Consider the following 16,023-nt stretch of genomic DNA (forward strand, 5'->3'; position numbering starts at 1 on the left):
ATGACTCAGGAATTTTCTATACGCAATTTAATCCGCGAACGCATAAACGATGTGAAATATGTGTTTCAGTTCAAGAAACAATTATTTATTGTTGTTTTGGCCGGTGGTATACTGGGTGCTTTACTGGCATGGATGAAACCTGCCAATTATACCGCACGATTAACTTTTGTAGTGGATGATTCTAAAGCCGGAGGTGCCGGTGCCGGTTTGGCCGGACTTGCCGGTCAGCTGGGCTTTAATCTGGACGGACTTTCCGGTGCGGGGGGCGTACTTGCCGGAGATAACGTACAGGAGCTTTTAAAAAGCCGGAAATTGATTAAAGCGACACTTTTAACCCCTTATGATTCGACGGGTAAACAATCCATTGCAGATCGTTACACCAAGGTGTATGAACTGGATAAGAAATGGAGCAAATACCTCAAATCAGGTGAACGACTAACTTTCCCCGTTGGAGGCAAGAACAATAGCCGGTTACAGGATAGTTTGTTACATGAAATGTCGATCCTTATTTTAAAGGATGAATTTGGGATTTCAAAAACCGACAAAAAATTAAGCTTTTTTGAGATAAATACCACTATGCGCGACGAGAGACTAGCGCATTTATTTGGTGCAAGGATGCTGGCGCAGGCAGCGGATTTCTTTATCAGTACAAAAACCCTGCGTTTGAGGAATAATGTGAGCAGGCTTCAACACCGTGCTGATAGTATAAGCATGATCTTAAACCGTAAAACTTATGCTGCTTCGGCAGCTAACCAGAGTCTTTTAGACCTAAACCCAGCTTATTCAGCCCCCAATGCTACTGCTGAACTAAAAGAAAGAGATAAAATTATATTAAATACTATTTTTACAGAAACTGTTAAGAACCTGGAATTGAGTAAAACAATGCTTGCTCAGGAAACGCCAACTGTACAAATTGTTGATGAACCTGAGCTTCCGCTTAAAAAAAATAAACTAAAATATCCCTATACCATCCTTATCGGAATGCTACTTTCTGGTGTTTTATTTGGGGTTTATTTAACTCTGATTAAGAAAGACTGCAATTAACTAGAAACGATAGCTAACACCAAATTCACCATGGATATTATACTTATCATTATAAGGTATATAATAGGCATTGGGAGTATAACCTCTCATGTACCACTGCGAATTTAAAGATTTAATGGCTTGGAATTTGGCATTGAACAATAAATTCCTATAGTTCCACTCGCCCTGGGCAGCAAGTGCAAAATCAACCCATTTGCGGCTTACCCCATTAAGATCTCCAATTGAATTATTATAAAAATCCATATTATGCTCATAACGTTCAAAGGTAAACCCGAGTTTCTTTAAGCCATTAACCCAATTAATATCCAGAGACTGTAAATTACCATCTGTTCCTGCACCAAGTCGTTGTCCAAGATGGGTATACCCCTCATGAACTCTGGAATGGGTATAAAAATTACCTGCATCTTTAATTGTACGGATTAGAGGCTGCGATAATTGCGTAAGCTCTCCATTAATCTGAATAAACTCATTATCATTTCCTTTTAAAGGCACCAGCTTTCTGATACCAAACAAATAAGCCCTTGAATGGTCCGGTGAGGTTAAAAATTCCCTGAAGTTGTATGCGTTGTCGTTTTTTCCATATTCAAAATAAACTTCAGCCTTAGCCCTGGTAAAAACCCATCTGGCATATAAAGAGGTTCTCTGATCCCGGTCAAATGGATCATCAAAAGTGGCAACTGCATTCTTTTGAAATGGAACAAAAAATGGAAAATAATCGCCAAAGCTATTAACATCCTTACCATAGGCGGCAAATGTTCTGGTAAAACCAAGAAATAAGCCAGGAACCCATTTAGGCTGATATGCCAGGTTAAACCCAGCTAAATATCTCCAGCTTCCATCCTTAGGCCTGTATACATTTTTCCCTGTTGATAATGTTGTTTGCAACAGAGGAGAATATCCCGAAGAAGTTAACCTGCCTCCTATTACCTGAGCTTCCAAGGAACCAATATAGATATTTACAGGCTTAACCGTATTCAAAGTAAGATGCCTGAAACCCGGTGCACTATTACCCATAATGAGAGAATTACGCACGCCAGGCCCCCACCATAAATTCTCGTTAGAAAATCCAAAAGAGGCAGGACCAAAGGTTAAACGAATACTGCTTTGCCCTAATAACAGTTTATTATAAGCCCCGGTTCCAAATCTTTCAGGTGCATCTATTGTATTATACGCATTATAATACCTCTGAATCTCGGCATCAGATTTACCTTTTGCAAAGCCATCAAAATCAGTATTTATAGCATGAACATATTCCGGCCTAAGTTGGATACTCAATGGACCAAATTTTACAAAAAAACCTCCGGAAACCAAGGTCTGATATCCCTTAGCCGGAATCATCGCACCATCACTCCATCCATAAGGTCTTTGCGAGTTAATTTGCTGCTGCCAGCTAACAGGCAGGATCTGAAATTTACCCTTCCCATTGGCAAAGGTAAAGGGTTTACTAAAATTCAACCAGCTTTCTTCGGCCAGGGTACTATTAGGATCAAATACATTGCTTACCTTTAGCCCTTCTGCAGATAAGGGACGAACACTAAATGAAATGCCGGAATCTAACTTCCCTATCATTTGCATTCTTCTGTAATAATCTTCCAATATTTGCGTACCCACAGGTATAGTTTGGGCAGAGACAATGCTCAACAGTCCACTGAAAATAATAAATCCGGGAATTAAAAAAAATAACTTCTTCATCTGTCTTGCCCTTAAAATCTATAAGTTAAACCCGCTTGTAATTGTAAATTAAATGCATCTTTCCCCGGAACCATGTATTTTTCCCCTGGCTTCTGAATGAGGTACCATTGGTAATTTAAAGACTGTATGGCCTGAAGTTTTGCATTAAAGATGAAATTCTTATAATTCCATTCTCCGTTGGCTGCGAGACTAAAATCAGTCCAGTTTCGTCTAAAGTCTTTAGAATCGATATAGGCATAATAATAAAAATCAGTATTGTGCACATAACGTTCCAGCTGTAGTCCCAGGCGCTTTAAGCTACTGATCCAGCTCACCTCAATAGACTGCATGTTGCCACCAGGACCAATGCCAGCACCTAAAACTTCTCCCCTGTTCGTATAACCATGAGGAATGCCGGAACTATTGTACCATCCTGAAGCCTTCAACACATTCTTCAAAGAAGGGTCACCCATTTGTGTGACCTCGACCCCTAATAAAATATTTTCATTACGGGAACGGTTAAATGGCAGCAATTTCCTAACCCCAAAAATATATGCTCTTGCAGTGGCCGGATCTAAAAGAAAATCACCAGAATAGTTGTTATGCCCATATTCAAAATACATTTCGGCTTTTTCTTCCGGCCACAACCACCTTAGGAATATTGACCCTCTCTCATCACGTTTATTAATTGGTTCATCGGCAGTGACAACCTTGTTGGAAGAGAAAAGTGGCAAATAATCAGAGAAGCCCTTCAAATCTTTACTATAGGTTTGCGAACTTTTTGTCAGGCCTAAAAATAATCCGGGAACCCATTTAGGCTGCCAGGTTAAAACTACTCCGGATAAATAACGCCAGTCTTTTGGCTTGGGTATATAGAGATTCGACCCCATATAAATCTTATCCGGCTCCAAAGGCCCAAATCCAGAACCTTCTAATCGGCCTGCGATCAATTGTCCTTCAAATGATCCGATAGAAGTTTTGATTGGTTTGGTTGTATTTAAAGTAAGGTGCTTAAACCCTGGTGCTGAATTACTCATCAAAAGAGAATTTCTCATTCCAGGCCCCCACCAAAGATTCTCGGTTGATACACCTACAGACATCCCTTTATAATTTAGCCTGATGCTGCTTTGCCCCCAGTAGGCCTTAGAATATTCTTTATTCCCAAATCTTGCCGGAAGATCTATTTTGTTATAAAAATCATAGTAACGGGCAAAAATAATATCATAATGATCTTCATTTAAAGTAACAAACTTCGGATTTCCCGCTACTACGATTTCTGGCTGAAATTGAATACTTAATGGACCGTACTCTGCGTATATGCCAGGACTTAACAACATCTGGAGTCCTTTTGCCGGAATCATGGCACCATCATTCCATCCATATGGGTGATGTGTATTAAACTGGGTTTGAAAACTAAAAGGTAAAAGCTTCGCTCGAAATTTGCCTTCTATCCATTCGCTATCTGTCTCGAGTAGGTTATACCTTATCTCGGTAGAATCTGGATAGGCTCCATCCTTTACCTTAAAAGCTGAATATGGCACCAATGGCCTCACTGTAAAGGAAACCGAAGAATCCAGATCTCCTTTCAACTGTTCTCTACGGTAATAATCTTCAAGCGCCTTTGTACCTACCGGTAAAGTTTGAGCATTAAGCAAAATAGTGCTTAACATTAATGAGGGTAATACAAGATAATTTAGCCACCTCATAAGCCAATCGCTTTAACATTAATATTATCAATAGACCAACTCTCGTCACAAAGTGGATCATTCGTATTGGTCTGTACCAGTTTATCCATACACTTTATCAGGATGCTTGATTTTGAATGTGAGATGCGCTTCTTTATTCTGTACAAAGTCGTTTTACCAACAGTATGACATACTGTTGGTAAATTTATTTTGAAAGCCCCTGTTTTAGGATTGTTATTAAAATTTGGATAATCATTAGGATAAGATTGTGGAGAACAATTCATTCCAACTCCACAGGTATTATTTGAAAATGTGGTATTAATGTATTCCTTGCCATCTAAAATTAGTTTCCAGATATCCGGTCCGTCTATATTGTCATTATTTTGATTCCCATCCCAGCTGTCATGAATGTAGAGGTCAAAAGTAACTTCTACCAGATCATGCTTAGGCAGATCAGTAAGTGAAAGTTCAAAACCACCATTATTATATTGGCCCAGAACTTTAGAATTATTGTAGGTTGTTAAAATTCCACCAGTGATGCCTTTAAGGTCACCTTGTTCAAAATCATTGCTATAAACATTCACCCGACTGGTAACATCTTTAGTGCAGGAGGAAAACAAAATGAGGCAAAGTACAATTAGTATATTTTTATTCATCAATCACTTTTTTATTTGCATAAAATATCAATCAAATGCCACACACAACTATAGTGCCGTTTTTAAAAAACAAAAACAGCTGATTAGCTGCGGCAAACTTAGCGTTTAATAAGGAAGGATTTTAATTTTCTGAGATTTTCTCCAAAACACGCTCTGCAAAACTCTTTTCAGATCTAGCCGGCTTAGTACGTTTCACGGAGCCAGCCAATGATGCGGTTTTTTTGAACCTATTTATAAATAAGCTTAGAATACCATTCAAGGTTAGCATTAAGAGCATTGTAAAACTGACTAATTCCGCATCACCCATATTTTGTAGTGAAAGCGCCGCAATAATAAAAACAACATTTACAGAAGAAAGTACTAATGTAGCCTGCACATGGCTTAAACCCAGAGAAAGCAAGCGATGATGAATGTGGTTGCTATCTGCAGTAAATGGGGATGTGCCACGCAGAATTCTTAGAGTAAAAACACGTAAGGTATCAAAAACCGGTATGATCAAAATTGCAGAAACCAGTCCTATCCCTGAGGTAATTTGAAAGGGGCCTGTCATTACATTCTCTGAAAGGCTGACATTTATAAATTTAATACTCAAGACTGCTGCAATAAAGCCCAGAAGAAGTGAGCCTGAATCACCCATAAAGATCCTGGCTGGGGTAACATTGAAGAACAGGAAGCCCAATAGTGCACCTGCCAAACTGGTGGCCAGGTATGCCCAACCAAGGTCTCCGGACTTATAAAAAAGGACACCAAATATCATGCTCAAAACTAGTCCTATAGAACCGGCTAATCCATCAATACCATCTATCAGATTAAAGGCATTAACAATGCCCACAATAAAAAAAACGGTTAAGGTTATACTTGCATAATAAGGAATATCATAAACCCCAAAAACACCATGCAAATCACTAATTCTTATGTTGGCTACTATAGCTACTATACAAGCACTTAAGAATTGTGCAACAAATTTGATACCCGGGCCTAAACCTATAATATCATCCTTTAAACCAATCATAAAAAGCACGAGACCACCGGCCATCAAAACATTTGCTTCAGGAAGCACCTGAGATGGAATAAATATAGAGCAGGAAAAAAGAAATCCTGTAAAAATTGCTACACCACCAAAATTTGGAATAATGCGTTTATGGATCTTACGAGACTCATTTGGATCATCAAATAACCGCTTTCTAAGAGATACAGTAATAATAGGCGGAATAGCAAAGGCTACTATTAGTAAGCTGGTTAAATAGATCAGCGTAAAAAGCATAGGCATAATGGTTTGTTTGAGAGCCGAGAACTAGATTAATGCCAAAGTTAATCTTTTTAATCAGAAAAGCGATTATATATCCTTTATTTTACTTAAGACAAGTTATAAGCCTTATTTAAATCATTTTTTAAGCAAACAATTCAGTTAACCAACCCTCTAATGAATATTTACATTTCAATGCATGCTCTGGGGGACAATACTGAGTTTCGAAAAAAGATTTAGGGATCACCGGACGATCCCTGTTTACGACACATATGTTGTGAGGATTATAAAAATCATATTCTTTTATGTGAACATTTGTTGTAATCAACTTTTTATTGGCTCCCAAAGCTTCTATTGTCCTGATCGTTAATCCAGTTTGAGATGGATGCTGAATATCTAAAACCGCGAATGACTCACCGATGCACTGGATTGTTTTATGTTGAGAAAAAGACCGAAAACTAAATTCCTTAAACCTGGCATTGTAGAACTTTATATCCACCATCTTTTTATAAAAAAAGAGAATGGGGCTAGAAAAAAACATAAAAAAATAAGTGTTCAATGATAATTGTGCCAATTGTTTTCTGATCTCAGATATGAGTTGGTATCTATCGCTATGCACTGTCCCAATAAAGCAAAGGGCATTTTTGATTGGAATATTGGTTTTTATCTCAGCATATGAATCTATATAAAAAAGGGGTCTGAAATTAACTCCTGGAATGGCGTCAGCATCAGTTTTATCGAATGAATATATACGATCAAAAAATGGCAAATAGTCTAAAGTATATTTCTTATTCTGAAGAGAATCCCACATATATAAAACAAAGATTGCTGAAGATTGTTGCTGTTTCAATGTTTTTAAAAGTGAGGGAAGCATCGCTTCAATATTAATCACAAAAACATAGTCATACCGTTTTCTTTCAGTTTTCTTAAATATAGTCCCATAATAAGAAAGAATTTTCCTCCTAAGCAGATTCTTATTTATTCTGATACTTGCTTTTGTAACAAAATTATTCTTCGGCCTTTCATCAAAGTAATCGACTTCCGCACCCATCTTCTTAAGCTTATTAGATATTTCCAACTCATAACCAAAGAAATTTGGAGCAAACAATAATACTTTTTTATCTGCAAGACCGGCCATCATTTATATAAACCCCTGGTTTTCATCTCATTTATAGATTCAGCAGAATTATCTGACTCTACTTCCTGCAAATTTACCCAATCAGTAAATAACCTCAATCCTTCACTAAATGTGAATTTTGGTTCAAAACCCAGTTTTGACTTAATTTTAGTTAGGTCAGCATAGTTGTGACGGATATCGCCTAAGCGATAATTTCCAGTTATAGTGATAGGAACTTCGACTTCATAATTTTTCAGCAGTTCTTTTGCCACAGTCACCACATCAACGGCAACACCTGACCCTACGTTAAAAACCTCTCCATCTGCTTCAGAACTCTCTATACCCAAAATAGTTGCATCAACTATATCATCAATAAAAACAAAATCTCGTGTTTCCTTTCCATCTTCAAAGATATTTATTCCGTTACCGTTTTTTATCTGGGTTGAGAATATTGAGAGTATGCCAGTATATGGATTTTTTAAGGATTGGCCAGGTCCGTAAACATTCTGATATCTGAATGCCACAGGTGCTATTCCAAGTGTTGGACAAACAGTCATAATCATTTGTTCCTGATTTTGTTTTGTTATGCCATATACTGATGATGGATGAATTTTCGATTCTTCGTCTGTGGCCATTACTATTAACTGCTCTCCACTATCGCCATATTTAACATCAAAATCACCATTATCCATATATCGTGCAACACGATGCTTAGGATAGACAATTCCATGTTCATCACTATTATATTTCCCCTCACCATAAATTGAGCGTGAAGAGGCAATGATCACCTTTTTTACTTGATTTTCCTGATTTGCCAAAATATCAAGCAAAATTGCCGTCCCGTTAATATTGACGTCAACATATTTCTGAATTTCATACATCGACTGACCGGTTCCTGTTTCTGCAGCAAAATGAACCACAACATCCTGCCCGTTCAAGGCTCGTTGCCAGTCATTTTTTGAAGTCACTGACCCCTGAACAAAGTTAACCTTATCTTTTATACTCCTGTAAAGCGGAGAAGTTTCAGCGGGATTATCTCCATGGATTTGCCGGGATAAATTATCAAGGACAGTAACTTCATATCCTTTACCCATCAGTTTCAAAGCCAATTTAGAACCTATAAATCCTGCTCCACCTGTTATTAATATTCTATTCATGTTTTATTCCTCTCTTAAATAAGAAATGAGCCGTCCGGGGCGGTTCTTTCCCATTTCATGGTATTTAAATTATATCTTTTGACAACCTTTGCAGGAGCGCCCACAATTACTGAATAGTCCGGAAAATATCCTCTTACAACTGAACTTGCACCCACCACACATTGTTTACCGAGTACGGTTCCGGCCTGAATTGCTACACCGTATCCTATAAAGCAATTGCTGCCTATTTTAGTATCATTTACTATCATTTTTTGATCAAGAATATGTGTCCCGATTTCTTGATAATCATGATCAATGTTTGTAACAAATACATTTCCAGAAATTGTAGTATTGCTCCCAATTATGAGATTTCCCGCAGAAGTTATATGAAAATTCTGCCCGATCGAAACCCCCTGTTCAAATGTCACTGTCCCCTCGCCATGTGTCTCAATCCTTAATCCGGGAAATATCCTAACCCTTTTATTTACAATAACTCTTTTAAGTCCTAATGTAAAAAGAGGCAAACCAATGTAAGATGGGAATGAGAACTTTTTAAAGAACGGAGCATAACAAATAGAAATAAATCCCCAATACAGCTTATAAATCATTTTGTTCTGGTTAATATTATCAACAGCCTTCTTACATATTTTAGTTTTGCAAATATGTACAAAACACTGAAAACAGGAAGACTAATTAGTTTAGCTTTTTTTGCCTCTTTTAAAGTAAACTCGTTACCTTTTTGCATCTCAATTAAGTTGGCGGATAACCCACTGTGCCCAAAACTTGGCTTCCCCCCACCCGTAATAACCAATGATTCTGGTAGATAGTAGAAATTAGAGTTAGCACAATACCGTATCCAAAGATTCCCATCCTCCGCATGGGTCATCGCTTCATTATATCCCCCAAATTTTTCATAAAGTGCTCTCTTAAAAATGGCAGTTGAAGTTTGAGGATACATCTTAATCAATAATTCTTTTATAGAGGCCTTATGTAATACTTCAATCTTCTTGAAAAATATTTTCAATACTTCATTATTCCTACTAGATCCAAGAAAATCAATTAATGGATTGTCTAGTAATACCTTCATTTGTCTTTCTAATTTATTAGGCAACCAAACATCATCTGAATCGAGCAAAGCAAAGAAGCTACTTTTTGCAATTTGCATACCCGCATTTCTGGCAGATGACACACCTCCATTTGTTTTCTCAATCACCTTGATATTTTGATCTGAATGCCTTGCAGCAAAATCCCTTACAATCCCCAATGAATTATCTATGCTGCCATCATCAACAACAATGATTTCAGATGCCTTATTTGTTTGATTTACTACAGAATGTAGCGTTTCTTCGATTGTATCAGCTGCATTATACATTGGTATTATTACAGAAACCGTTTGGTTGTTGTTAAGCAACATAACTTATTTAAATTCTTTATTCAACATTGAAAATCTTAACTCCAGGTTACCTCGTTCATAATGACCTTAGCCGGATTCCCAGCAATAATCGAATTTGGAGTAGCAAAAACACCTCTTACAACTGAATTTGATGCAATAACACAGCCACTAGGAATAACTGTGCCCTTGTAAATAGAAACACCACAACCAATCCAGACATTATCTCCAATTATAATTCCATTCTCTGTTTTCTTCTTTCCCTTGTATTGGACCTCATGAAAATCATCATCTAAAAATTGGCAATTCCAGGAAATTATACAATTATCTCCAATTTCCAATTTCCTGGTAATGATAAGGGTATTGTTCACATTAATGAAGCCTCCCTTTCCAATTTTCACAACTGCATTTACTCCAATATCTAATCGACTACCTCTTCCAATATAGTAATCACCATTTAAAACTAGCTTGCCCCTTATATTAAGATACGTTTTATCCGATCTGTGGCTAAACCCAACATCCATTACACCAACATTCAATCTATAGGCAGTCTCAATATTCTTTATACCCTTAATCTTAACTCTTGGATGAAGTATAAAAAATCTATTATAAAGTATTTTAACAAATAAAGCTCTGAATAGTACTATAAAAAAATTGCTTTGAGACATACGGCATCGATTGAAAAGCAAGACTAAATTATTCATCTACTTTTCTCCAAAAAATCTTAAACATTTACCTCTCATTTCATAAATCTATTTTGCTCTCTTTAACAAATCTCTGAATTTTATTTTTGATATCAGCGTTGCTAATATCGGCCAAAATAATATTGTCCCTGCAGTAGCCCACATATTACTAAATATATTCAATAATATGATGGTTGCCAAACAAGCCCACCCTGTTATATAATATTTCGAACTTTTGCTAATCGCAAAAGAATAAAAGAGCATAATTAATGCAGAATAAATATACATAGACCATACTCCAAACCAACCCAGCAGATAATAAGATCTAAAATAAACGGTTGGGGCGTTCAATATTCTAATGACATAAAAATCCTCGGCACGATCTGCCCCTCTATTCTTGTCTAAGGAGAATAATGAGACTACCCTTTTTGATATAAAATCGGGCAATAATTCAGTACCTACAAAATAAGGAATGTTTCCAGGATTAAATTGCTCATTTCTCTGATTAACTATATTTTGCATATTGCCAATCGGCGTGGCGATATATAGGTAACCCCAATAGTATTCGGGTGGAATATTACTCCTTATAAATTCTTCTGATGCCCCCCCTATCCTCAAAATATAGGCTTTATCTTCTTTACTTGCCTTATACCTTATATTTCCTATAATTCCAAAAAAATATATCAGCAGAAATAGTGATAGTACAATAGTCAACACCTTCTTAATTCCCACTTTACCGATTTCCATTAAATAAATGAAAAGGCTTGCGATTAAGATAATCACAACAGCCCCTCGATTTATTACCAAAATATTGGGTATCACAGAAACTAAATATAAAATAAACGCTTTCTTTTTTTCTTCTGAGCAGATGTATTGGTGGAATAAATAAATGCTGTAAAAAATACCATATGTCCCTAATATAACATGGAAAGTAGGAATTCCTGTAAAATCCTTATAGCTGTAGGCTGGATTTATTATTGTTAGAATAATTGGGATACCACCTGAATATACAAATTCTAAGAAATATCCTGCATATATACTAAACACAATAAACATTCTATTTTTATCAGGATCAATTTTCTCAAATTCATTCCTTTTAAATTTTTCGAGAATGAAGGCAAGAAAAAATGAAATTAAAAATGTTGTAAAAAGAAACAAAATAAGATTTGCTGAAAGGGCTGGATATTTGTCAGACCAACGCAGGGTGTATACCAAAAATACTAGTAAGAACCCTAATGAATAAATAAAGAAAGGATTAGTCAGCCATTTAGTATTCATAGATCAACCCTTCATAAAAATTAATTCCAGCCAGTGCTTTATAGATAAAACACGATTTCTTAAATCTTCCTGATCGACCTTTAGAAAGCTACTATCCACGATGGGAGCGTTATCATCAAAAAAAGCAATAGATGTCTGGTCGTAAATTTTTGAATCCTCCATGAGCCTAAAATTATTAGTGAGCACCTTTGTGTTTGTTGCCAATGATTCTATTACTCTCATTGCCAAACCAGTCTGATTAGGATTACTTACATCCACCATGACTTTTGTATTTCCAAGAAATGCTAAATAATCATTTCTCCTCATAGGTTTTAAAGATACGACAGTCCTGTCTATTTTAGCGCCCTTTAATATTTCTTTAATGTAAGAAGTTAAAGGCATATACAGAAAACCCTTTAGCTTGTAATTATTGGCCGTAGCAAAATCGCGGAATCTAAGAAGTGCTTTATATCTTTCAGGGAAAAAGAATCCCATAAAAAAAAAGTCGAATTCAGCATTGGTTTTATTCTTTGCATAATTAGTTACATCATCTGAGTAAAATAAAGGTAAGTACTTCAATCCAGGAAAAGTTTTACAATCTTCAAAATCGAAGGAGTAAGTGAAGTCGAACAGTTCAAGTAAGTGAGAAAAAGGGTTAGCTATCTCAGAGTCCCACTGATACATAATTAATTTAGCTAAGGGATTTAGTTCTTTAAATTTATTTACAAATTCAGCAGGCATCATAAAGCCTCGGATTACAAATAAATAATCATAATTACTTGAAAGATTCGCTTTCCTGTAGTGTATTTTCTGATAAGTCCCTAACTGCTGAGGCAATAAATTATTAATTAGTTTAAAGCCCATTTTATAGCTACGTTCTGGGAAAAAGGACACCTCAGCCCCCATTTCCTTCAACTTATTTATAATTATCAGATGGTAATCATGGAATACCGGCCCTACAAATAGAATCCGCTTTCCCCTCAGGCCGTGTCCCATATTATTCATCATTCTTTAATAAAGTAACTTTTTCCCAATAGAAATCCATATTACGGCCAATCATTCCTTTATACTTGTCCTTATCTTCTAAAAGATCATAAATTGAATAGGCCTTGTGGCCCATTATGCTTGCATAATAGAGTAAGCTTGAATAGGTGCCAAATAAAATAGAATTGATTGATTTATTTAATTCAAGTTCCATTATTGTGGGGTTGGAGATTTCCTGAATCTGAATATTAAACTTAGTATATAAATCTCTCTGCGCCTGCCTAACGAATTCACTTTCTAAACGATGAAATTTTATAAAAATTTGTTTTATGTTATTTTTTATTAAGTATTTAATAACACCTTGTTCAATTCCACGTAAATATAATTCACAGCTATAATAATAAAAATCAACACAGCAGTCCCCAATATAAACTATTGAATTATTGAAATTATAACCATTTGATTGCAAAGTTCTGTCATCGGAAATTTTTACTGTATGCTTTTTTGATTGGTTTATCAGCGGAAAAACCTCTTCTGTAATCCCGAAAAAATTGACTTGTTTAAAATTCGCATAACATGAGTATGAAAAGGGCAATGATTGTAATCGGGGGCTATACCCTCTTAACAATGATAGAATAGCGGGGATCATTCGTTTCAAATCGAAACTCGAAGTACGCCATGAATCTCTGGCATATGCTACAGTGTGGCTATCGATTGTTTCTTCAGGGAAATAATGAACTAATCCCTCTTCTATAAAATTGAAATTTATACATTTCTCATGGGTGACTACAACTTTCTCAAGGTAGTTTAATACCGGAACATATGCAGTAAATTTCTCTGATCCCACGAAATCTCTTATTATTGAATCAATTAACTTATTTCTATTGAAAAATTTAAAGCTATTAATAATAGTCCCTATTTTACTGTTACTATTGTAAAATGAGCTGATATCAACCATTTTAAAATTATGATCTTTGTTTGTAAAGGCATTAGTGATTATCAGAACATCCTTGTCTGGAATGCCAAGATGAGTGATAACCGCCTTTGATACTAAAAACGTAATTGGAGAATGGACTAAAAAAATATTTTTCACAATATGTTATATATAAAGAAAGCTAAATGTAAATACTTTGATCCTATTTACCTTTTAAATTGTCTTTTCTAAATTTTAAGTTACTTTCTAAGAATTAATATCTCTTCATTATTTAGCATCTTGAAGCAATCTTTAATTATATTCTTTAAATCTTTATAATTTAATATTAAATAAAGGCCTATGGTTAATGAAATAACTAAATACGTCCCTTTTATTAGGAATGATAAAAAGATATAAAATAATACTGGGGCAAACAGCTCTATTTTGTAAATATATTTAAGCAAAGAAAAAAAAGAACTAAACTGCTGTGTCAGCTTATTACCATAATAAATTACTAAGAAATTATACACCAGGACTGCTATTACAACCGCGAGAGCAACTGATTCAAAAGGAAGGTGAAAGTGGTGAAATATCACCGAAAGAATCGCTACTAAGCCCGCAGCAAAACAAGCAATACCTGTAAGTAAATTCTCTTTTCCCCTTTGAACTAACAATGTTGAATAACCATAACTATTGTCTATTAACAACTGTCCAAGCATAAGTAATTGCAGTGATAAAGAAGCTTTATAATAGTTTGGCAAATAAAAGAAAAGTACAGGCATCGCAAGCAGACTGACAAAAACAATCAGTAAGGTAAGTGTCAAATAAAGCTTCCTTATCCTTTCAATAAAATCTATCAATTCAGTACTATCTGTTTTATGACTTATAACATTGATGAGCTTTGGGTAAAATAGATAATTTAATGACCCCAGCAGCAGAAAAATTGCCTGAGAAATGCTATTAGAAAAGTTAAAAAGAGCAAAATCTTCTATTGAATAAAAATAACCAACTAAAGTTCTAGCTGTAATAATAATACCATAAAAACTGAGTGTATAACATAATAGGAAAAAACCACGTCTAAACAGCTGCATGACTAAATCTATTGCAGGAATAAGACATAGGGCACCTTTAACTGGACTATAGGAAACAAACATGATTAATCCTATCACATTTGAAATTAATAATGCTAACACAATAGCCCATAATAATAATTCTTCCCTGAAAAGCAAAATTGCTATAAGTTGCAAAACAGGAGGGATTAAGGAATAAATATTGATCGCCTTTACTTTCCCATACAATCTAAAAATCGTAATATATAAGTTATTAAAATGGACCAGGATACCAATTGCAATTATCAAAGGCCCAAGTCCTCCGAAATTGTACTTTTCAAAAAAGTTTAAACTTTTAAACGAAAATATAAGAATAGAGGCCGAAACGATAAGAAGACTAACACTCAAAAGGCTCCAGAGTGCAGCTGCAGTTAATTTTTTCTGTTGGATCGCTGAGATCTGCTTCTCATTTGAAAAAATAACCTGATACGAATAATATATTCCAAAATTTGTGTAATTAATATATTGAAGGGCCAACGTAGTGAAGCCATATATCCCAAAAAAATAGAGGCCAAGATATTTCGCTATTAACATAGAGTTAACAAGCTGGAGGCCAAACGTCAAGTATTTAGTAAAAATAAAACTAAATACTTTATTATTGAACATTGACCTTATAAATTTCATCATAAAGAAATCTTAACCTATTTTTTGTACCTGATTAATTTTGCTGGAACTCCTCCGACAATAGAATTTGGGGCAACGTTTTTTGTCACTACACTATTTGCACCAATAACAGAATTGTCCCCAATCAAAATTCCAGGGTTAATAAAAACATTTGCTCCAATCCAAACACCATTACCTATAATTACGTCTCCAGATTTTGGGTTTCTACTATTATTTCCTTTTGGATTTACATCTAAGTTATCATCTGGATCGGCACTTATTGTATAAATTCTTATATTATAGGCAAGTCTGCAATTTCTTCCAATTTTTACTATGTTATTCTTTGAAATCTGTATACAAGCCTGCCCTATGTATGAGTACTCTCCTCCTTCAAAAATGCCCGCACCATAAATATTAGTTCCCCCTTGGCTAAATGAGAACGATTCCGGCAGCTTATATTTTCGTTTATATTCGTGATAAACGTACTTCCATTTGCAATTCTCAAAAAAATTAAAAATACGGCCACAAA

At 35.4% G+C, this 16,023-nt stretch carries 14 protein-coding genes and 1 pseudogene; 1 reads left to right on the plus strand and 14 read right to left on the minus strand.

Features of this window, described 5'->3' with window-relative positions; translation table 11 throughout:
• A complete protein-coding gene (locus tag CPT03_RS16670) occupies positions 1 to 1,044 on the plus strand; it encodes a hypothetical protein (RefSeq protein WP_099439892.1) in 1,044 nt (347 codons plus the stop codon).
• Here CPT03_RS16670 and CPT03_RS16675 read toward each other — a convergent pair whose 3' ends face one another.
• From CPT03_RS16675 to CPT03_RS23400, 14 genes and pseudogenes are all read right to left on the minus strand, one after another.
• Complete coding sequence (locus CPT03_RS16675; RefSeq protein ID WP_099439893.1) at positions 1,045 to 2,736, minus strand: capsule assembly Wzi family protein; 1,692 nt, start codon at positions 2,734 to 2,736, stop codon at positions 1,045 to 1,047. It lies immediately after the preceding gene.
• Positions 2,737 to 2,747: 11 nt separating this feature from the next.
• Positions 2,748 to 4,421, minus strand: a complete 1,674-nt coding sequence (locus CPT03_RS16680) for a capsule assembly Wzi family protein (RefSeq protein WP_099439894.1) — start codon at positions 4,419 to 4,421, stop codon at positions 2,748 to 2,750.
• Positions 4,418 to 5,056: a hypothetical protein gene (locus tag CPT03_RS16685; RefSeq protein ID WP_157766477.1), complete on the minus strand. Its 639-nt coding sequence runs from the start codon at positions 5,054 to 5,056 to the stop codon at positions 4,418 to 4,420. Before CPT03_RS16685 ends, CPT03_RS16680 begins: the two co-directional genes overlap by 4 nt.
• A 121-nt stretch (positions 5,057 to 5,177) precedes the next feature.
• Positions 5,178 to 6,326 carry an MraY family glycosyltransferase gene (locus tag CPT03_RS16690; protein WP_099439896.1) on the minus strand — a complete coding sequence of 383 codons (1,149 nt, stop codon included), beginning with the start codon at positions 6,324 to 6,326 and terminating at the stop codon, positions 5,178 to 5,180.
• A 121-nt stretch (positions 6,327 to 6,447) separates the two neighbouring features.
• Positions 6,448 to 7,440 (minus strand): lipopolysaccharide biosynthesis protein, encoded by a 993-nt coding sequence (locus tag CPT03_RS16695; protein WP_157766478.1) that lies wholly within the window; start codon positions 7,438 to 7,440, stop codon positions 6,448 to 6,450.
• Entirely contained in the window at positions 7,440 to 8,576 is a 1,137-nt protein-coding gene (locus CPT03_RS16700) for an NAD-dependent epimerase/dehydratase family protein (RefSeq protein WP_099439898.1), read from the minus strand. The genes CPT03_RS16695 and CPT03_RS16700 overlap by 1 nt, the downstream gene beginning before the upstream one ends.
• Positions 8,577 to 8,590: 14 nt before the next feature.
• Positions 8,591 to 9,163 (minus strand): acyltransferase, encoded by a 573-nt coding sequence (locus CPT03_RS16705; RefSeq protein ID WP_099439899.1) that lies wholly within the window; start codon positions 9,161 to 9,163, stop codon positions 8,591 to 8,593.
• Entirely contained in the window at positions 9,160 to 9,969 is an 810-nt protein-coding gene (locus CPT03_RS16710) for a glycosyltransferase family 2 protein (protein ID WP_099439900.1), read from the minus strand. Before CPT03_RS16710 ends, CPT03_RS16705 begins: the two co-directional genes overlap by 4 nt.
• 35 nt (positions 9,970 to 10,004) lie before the next feature.
• The gene (locus tag CPT03_RS16715) at positions 10,005 to 10,613 is read right to left on the minus strand and encodes an acyltransferase (RefSeq protein WP_157766479.1); all 609 of its coding nucleotides are present in this window, start codon (positions 10,611 to 10,613) and stop codon (positions 10,005 to 10,007) included.
• A gap of 84 nt (positions 10,614 to 10,697) precedes the next feature.
• A complete protein-coding gene (locus tag CPT03_RS16720) occupies positions 10,698 to 11,906 on the minus strand; it encodes an O-antigen polymerase (RefSeq protein WP_099439902.1) in 1,209 nt (402 codons plus the stop codon).
• A 3-nt stretch (positions 11,907 to 11,909) separates the two neighbouring features.
• Positions 11,910 to 12,893 carry a hypothetical protein gene (locus tag CPT03_RS16725; RefSeq protein WP_099439903.1) on the minus strand — a complete coding sequence of 328 codons (984 nt, stop codon included), beginning with the start codon at positions 12,891 to 12,893 and terminating at the stop codon, positions 11,910 to 11,912.
• Positions 12,883 to 13,962 (minus strand): polysialyltransferase family glycosyltransferase, encoded by a 1,080-nt coding sequence (locus tag CPT03_RS16730; protein WP_099439904.1) that lies wholly within the window; start codon positions 13,960 to 13,962, stop codon positions 12,883 to 12,885. The genes CPT03_RS16725 and CPT03_RS16730 overlap by 11 nt, the downstream gene beginning before the upstream one ends.
• Before the next feature lie 80 nt (positions 13,963 to 14,042).
• A complete protein-coding gene (locus tag CPT03_RS16735; RefSeq protein ID WP_157766480.1) occupies positions 14,043 to 15,425 on the minus strand; it encodes a hypothetical protein in 1,383 nt (460 codons plus the stop codon).
• A 119-nt stretch (positions 15,426 to 15,544) separates the two neighbouring features.
• Positions 15,545 to 15,715: pseudogene (locus CPT03_RS23400) on the minus strand (DapH/DapD/GlmU-related protein); the annotation flags it as partial.
• Between the last annotated feature and the right edge of the window lie 308 nt (positions 15,716 to 16,023).

Source organism: Pedobacter ginsengisoli, from assembly GCF_002736205.1.
Lineage (GTDB): Bacteria > Bacteroidota > Bacteroidia > Sphingobacteriales > Sphingobacteriaceae > Pedobacter > Pedobacter ginsengisoli_A.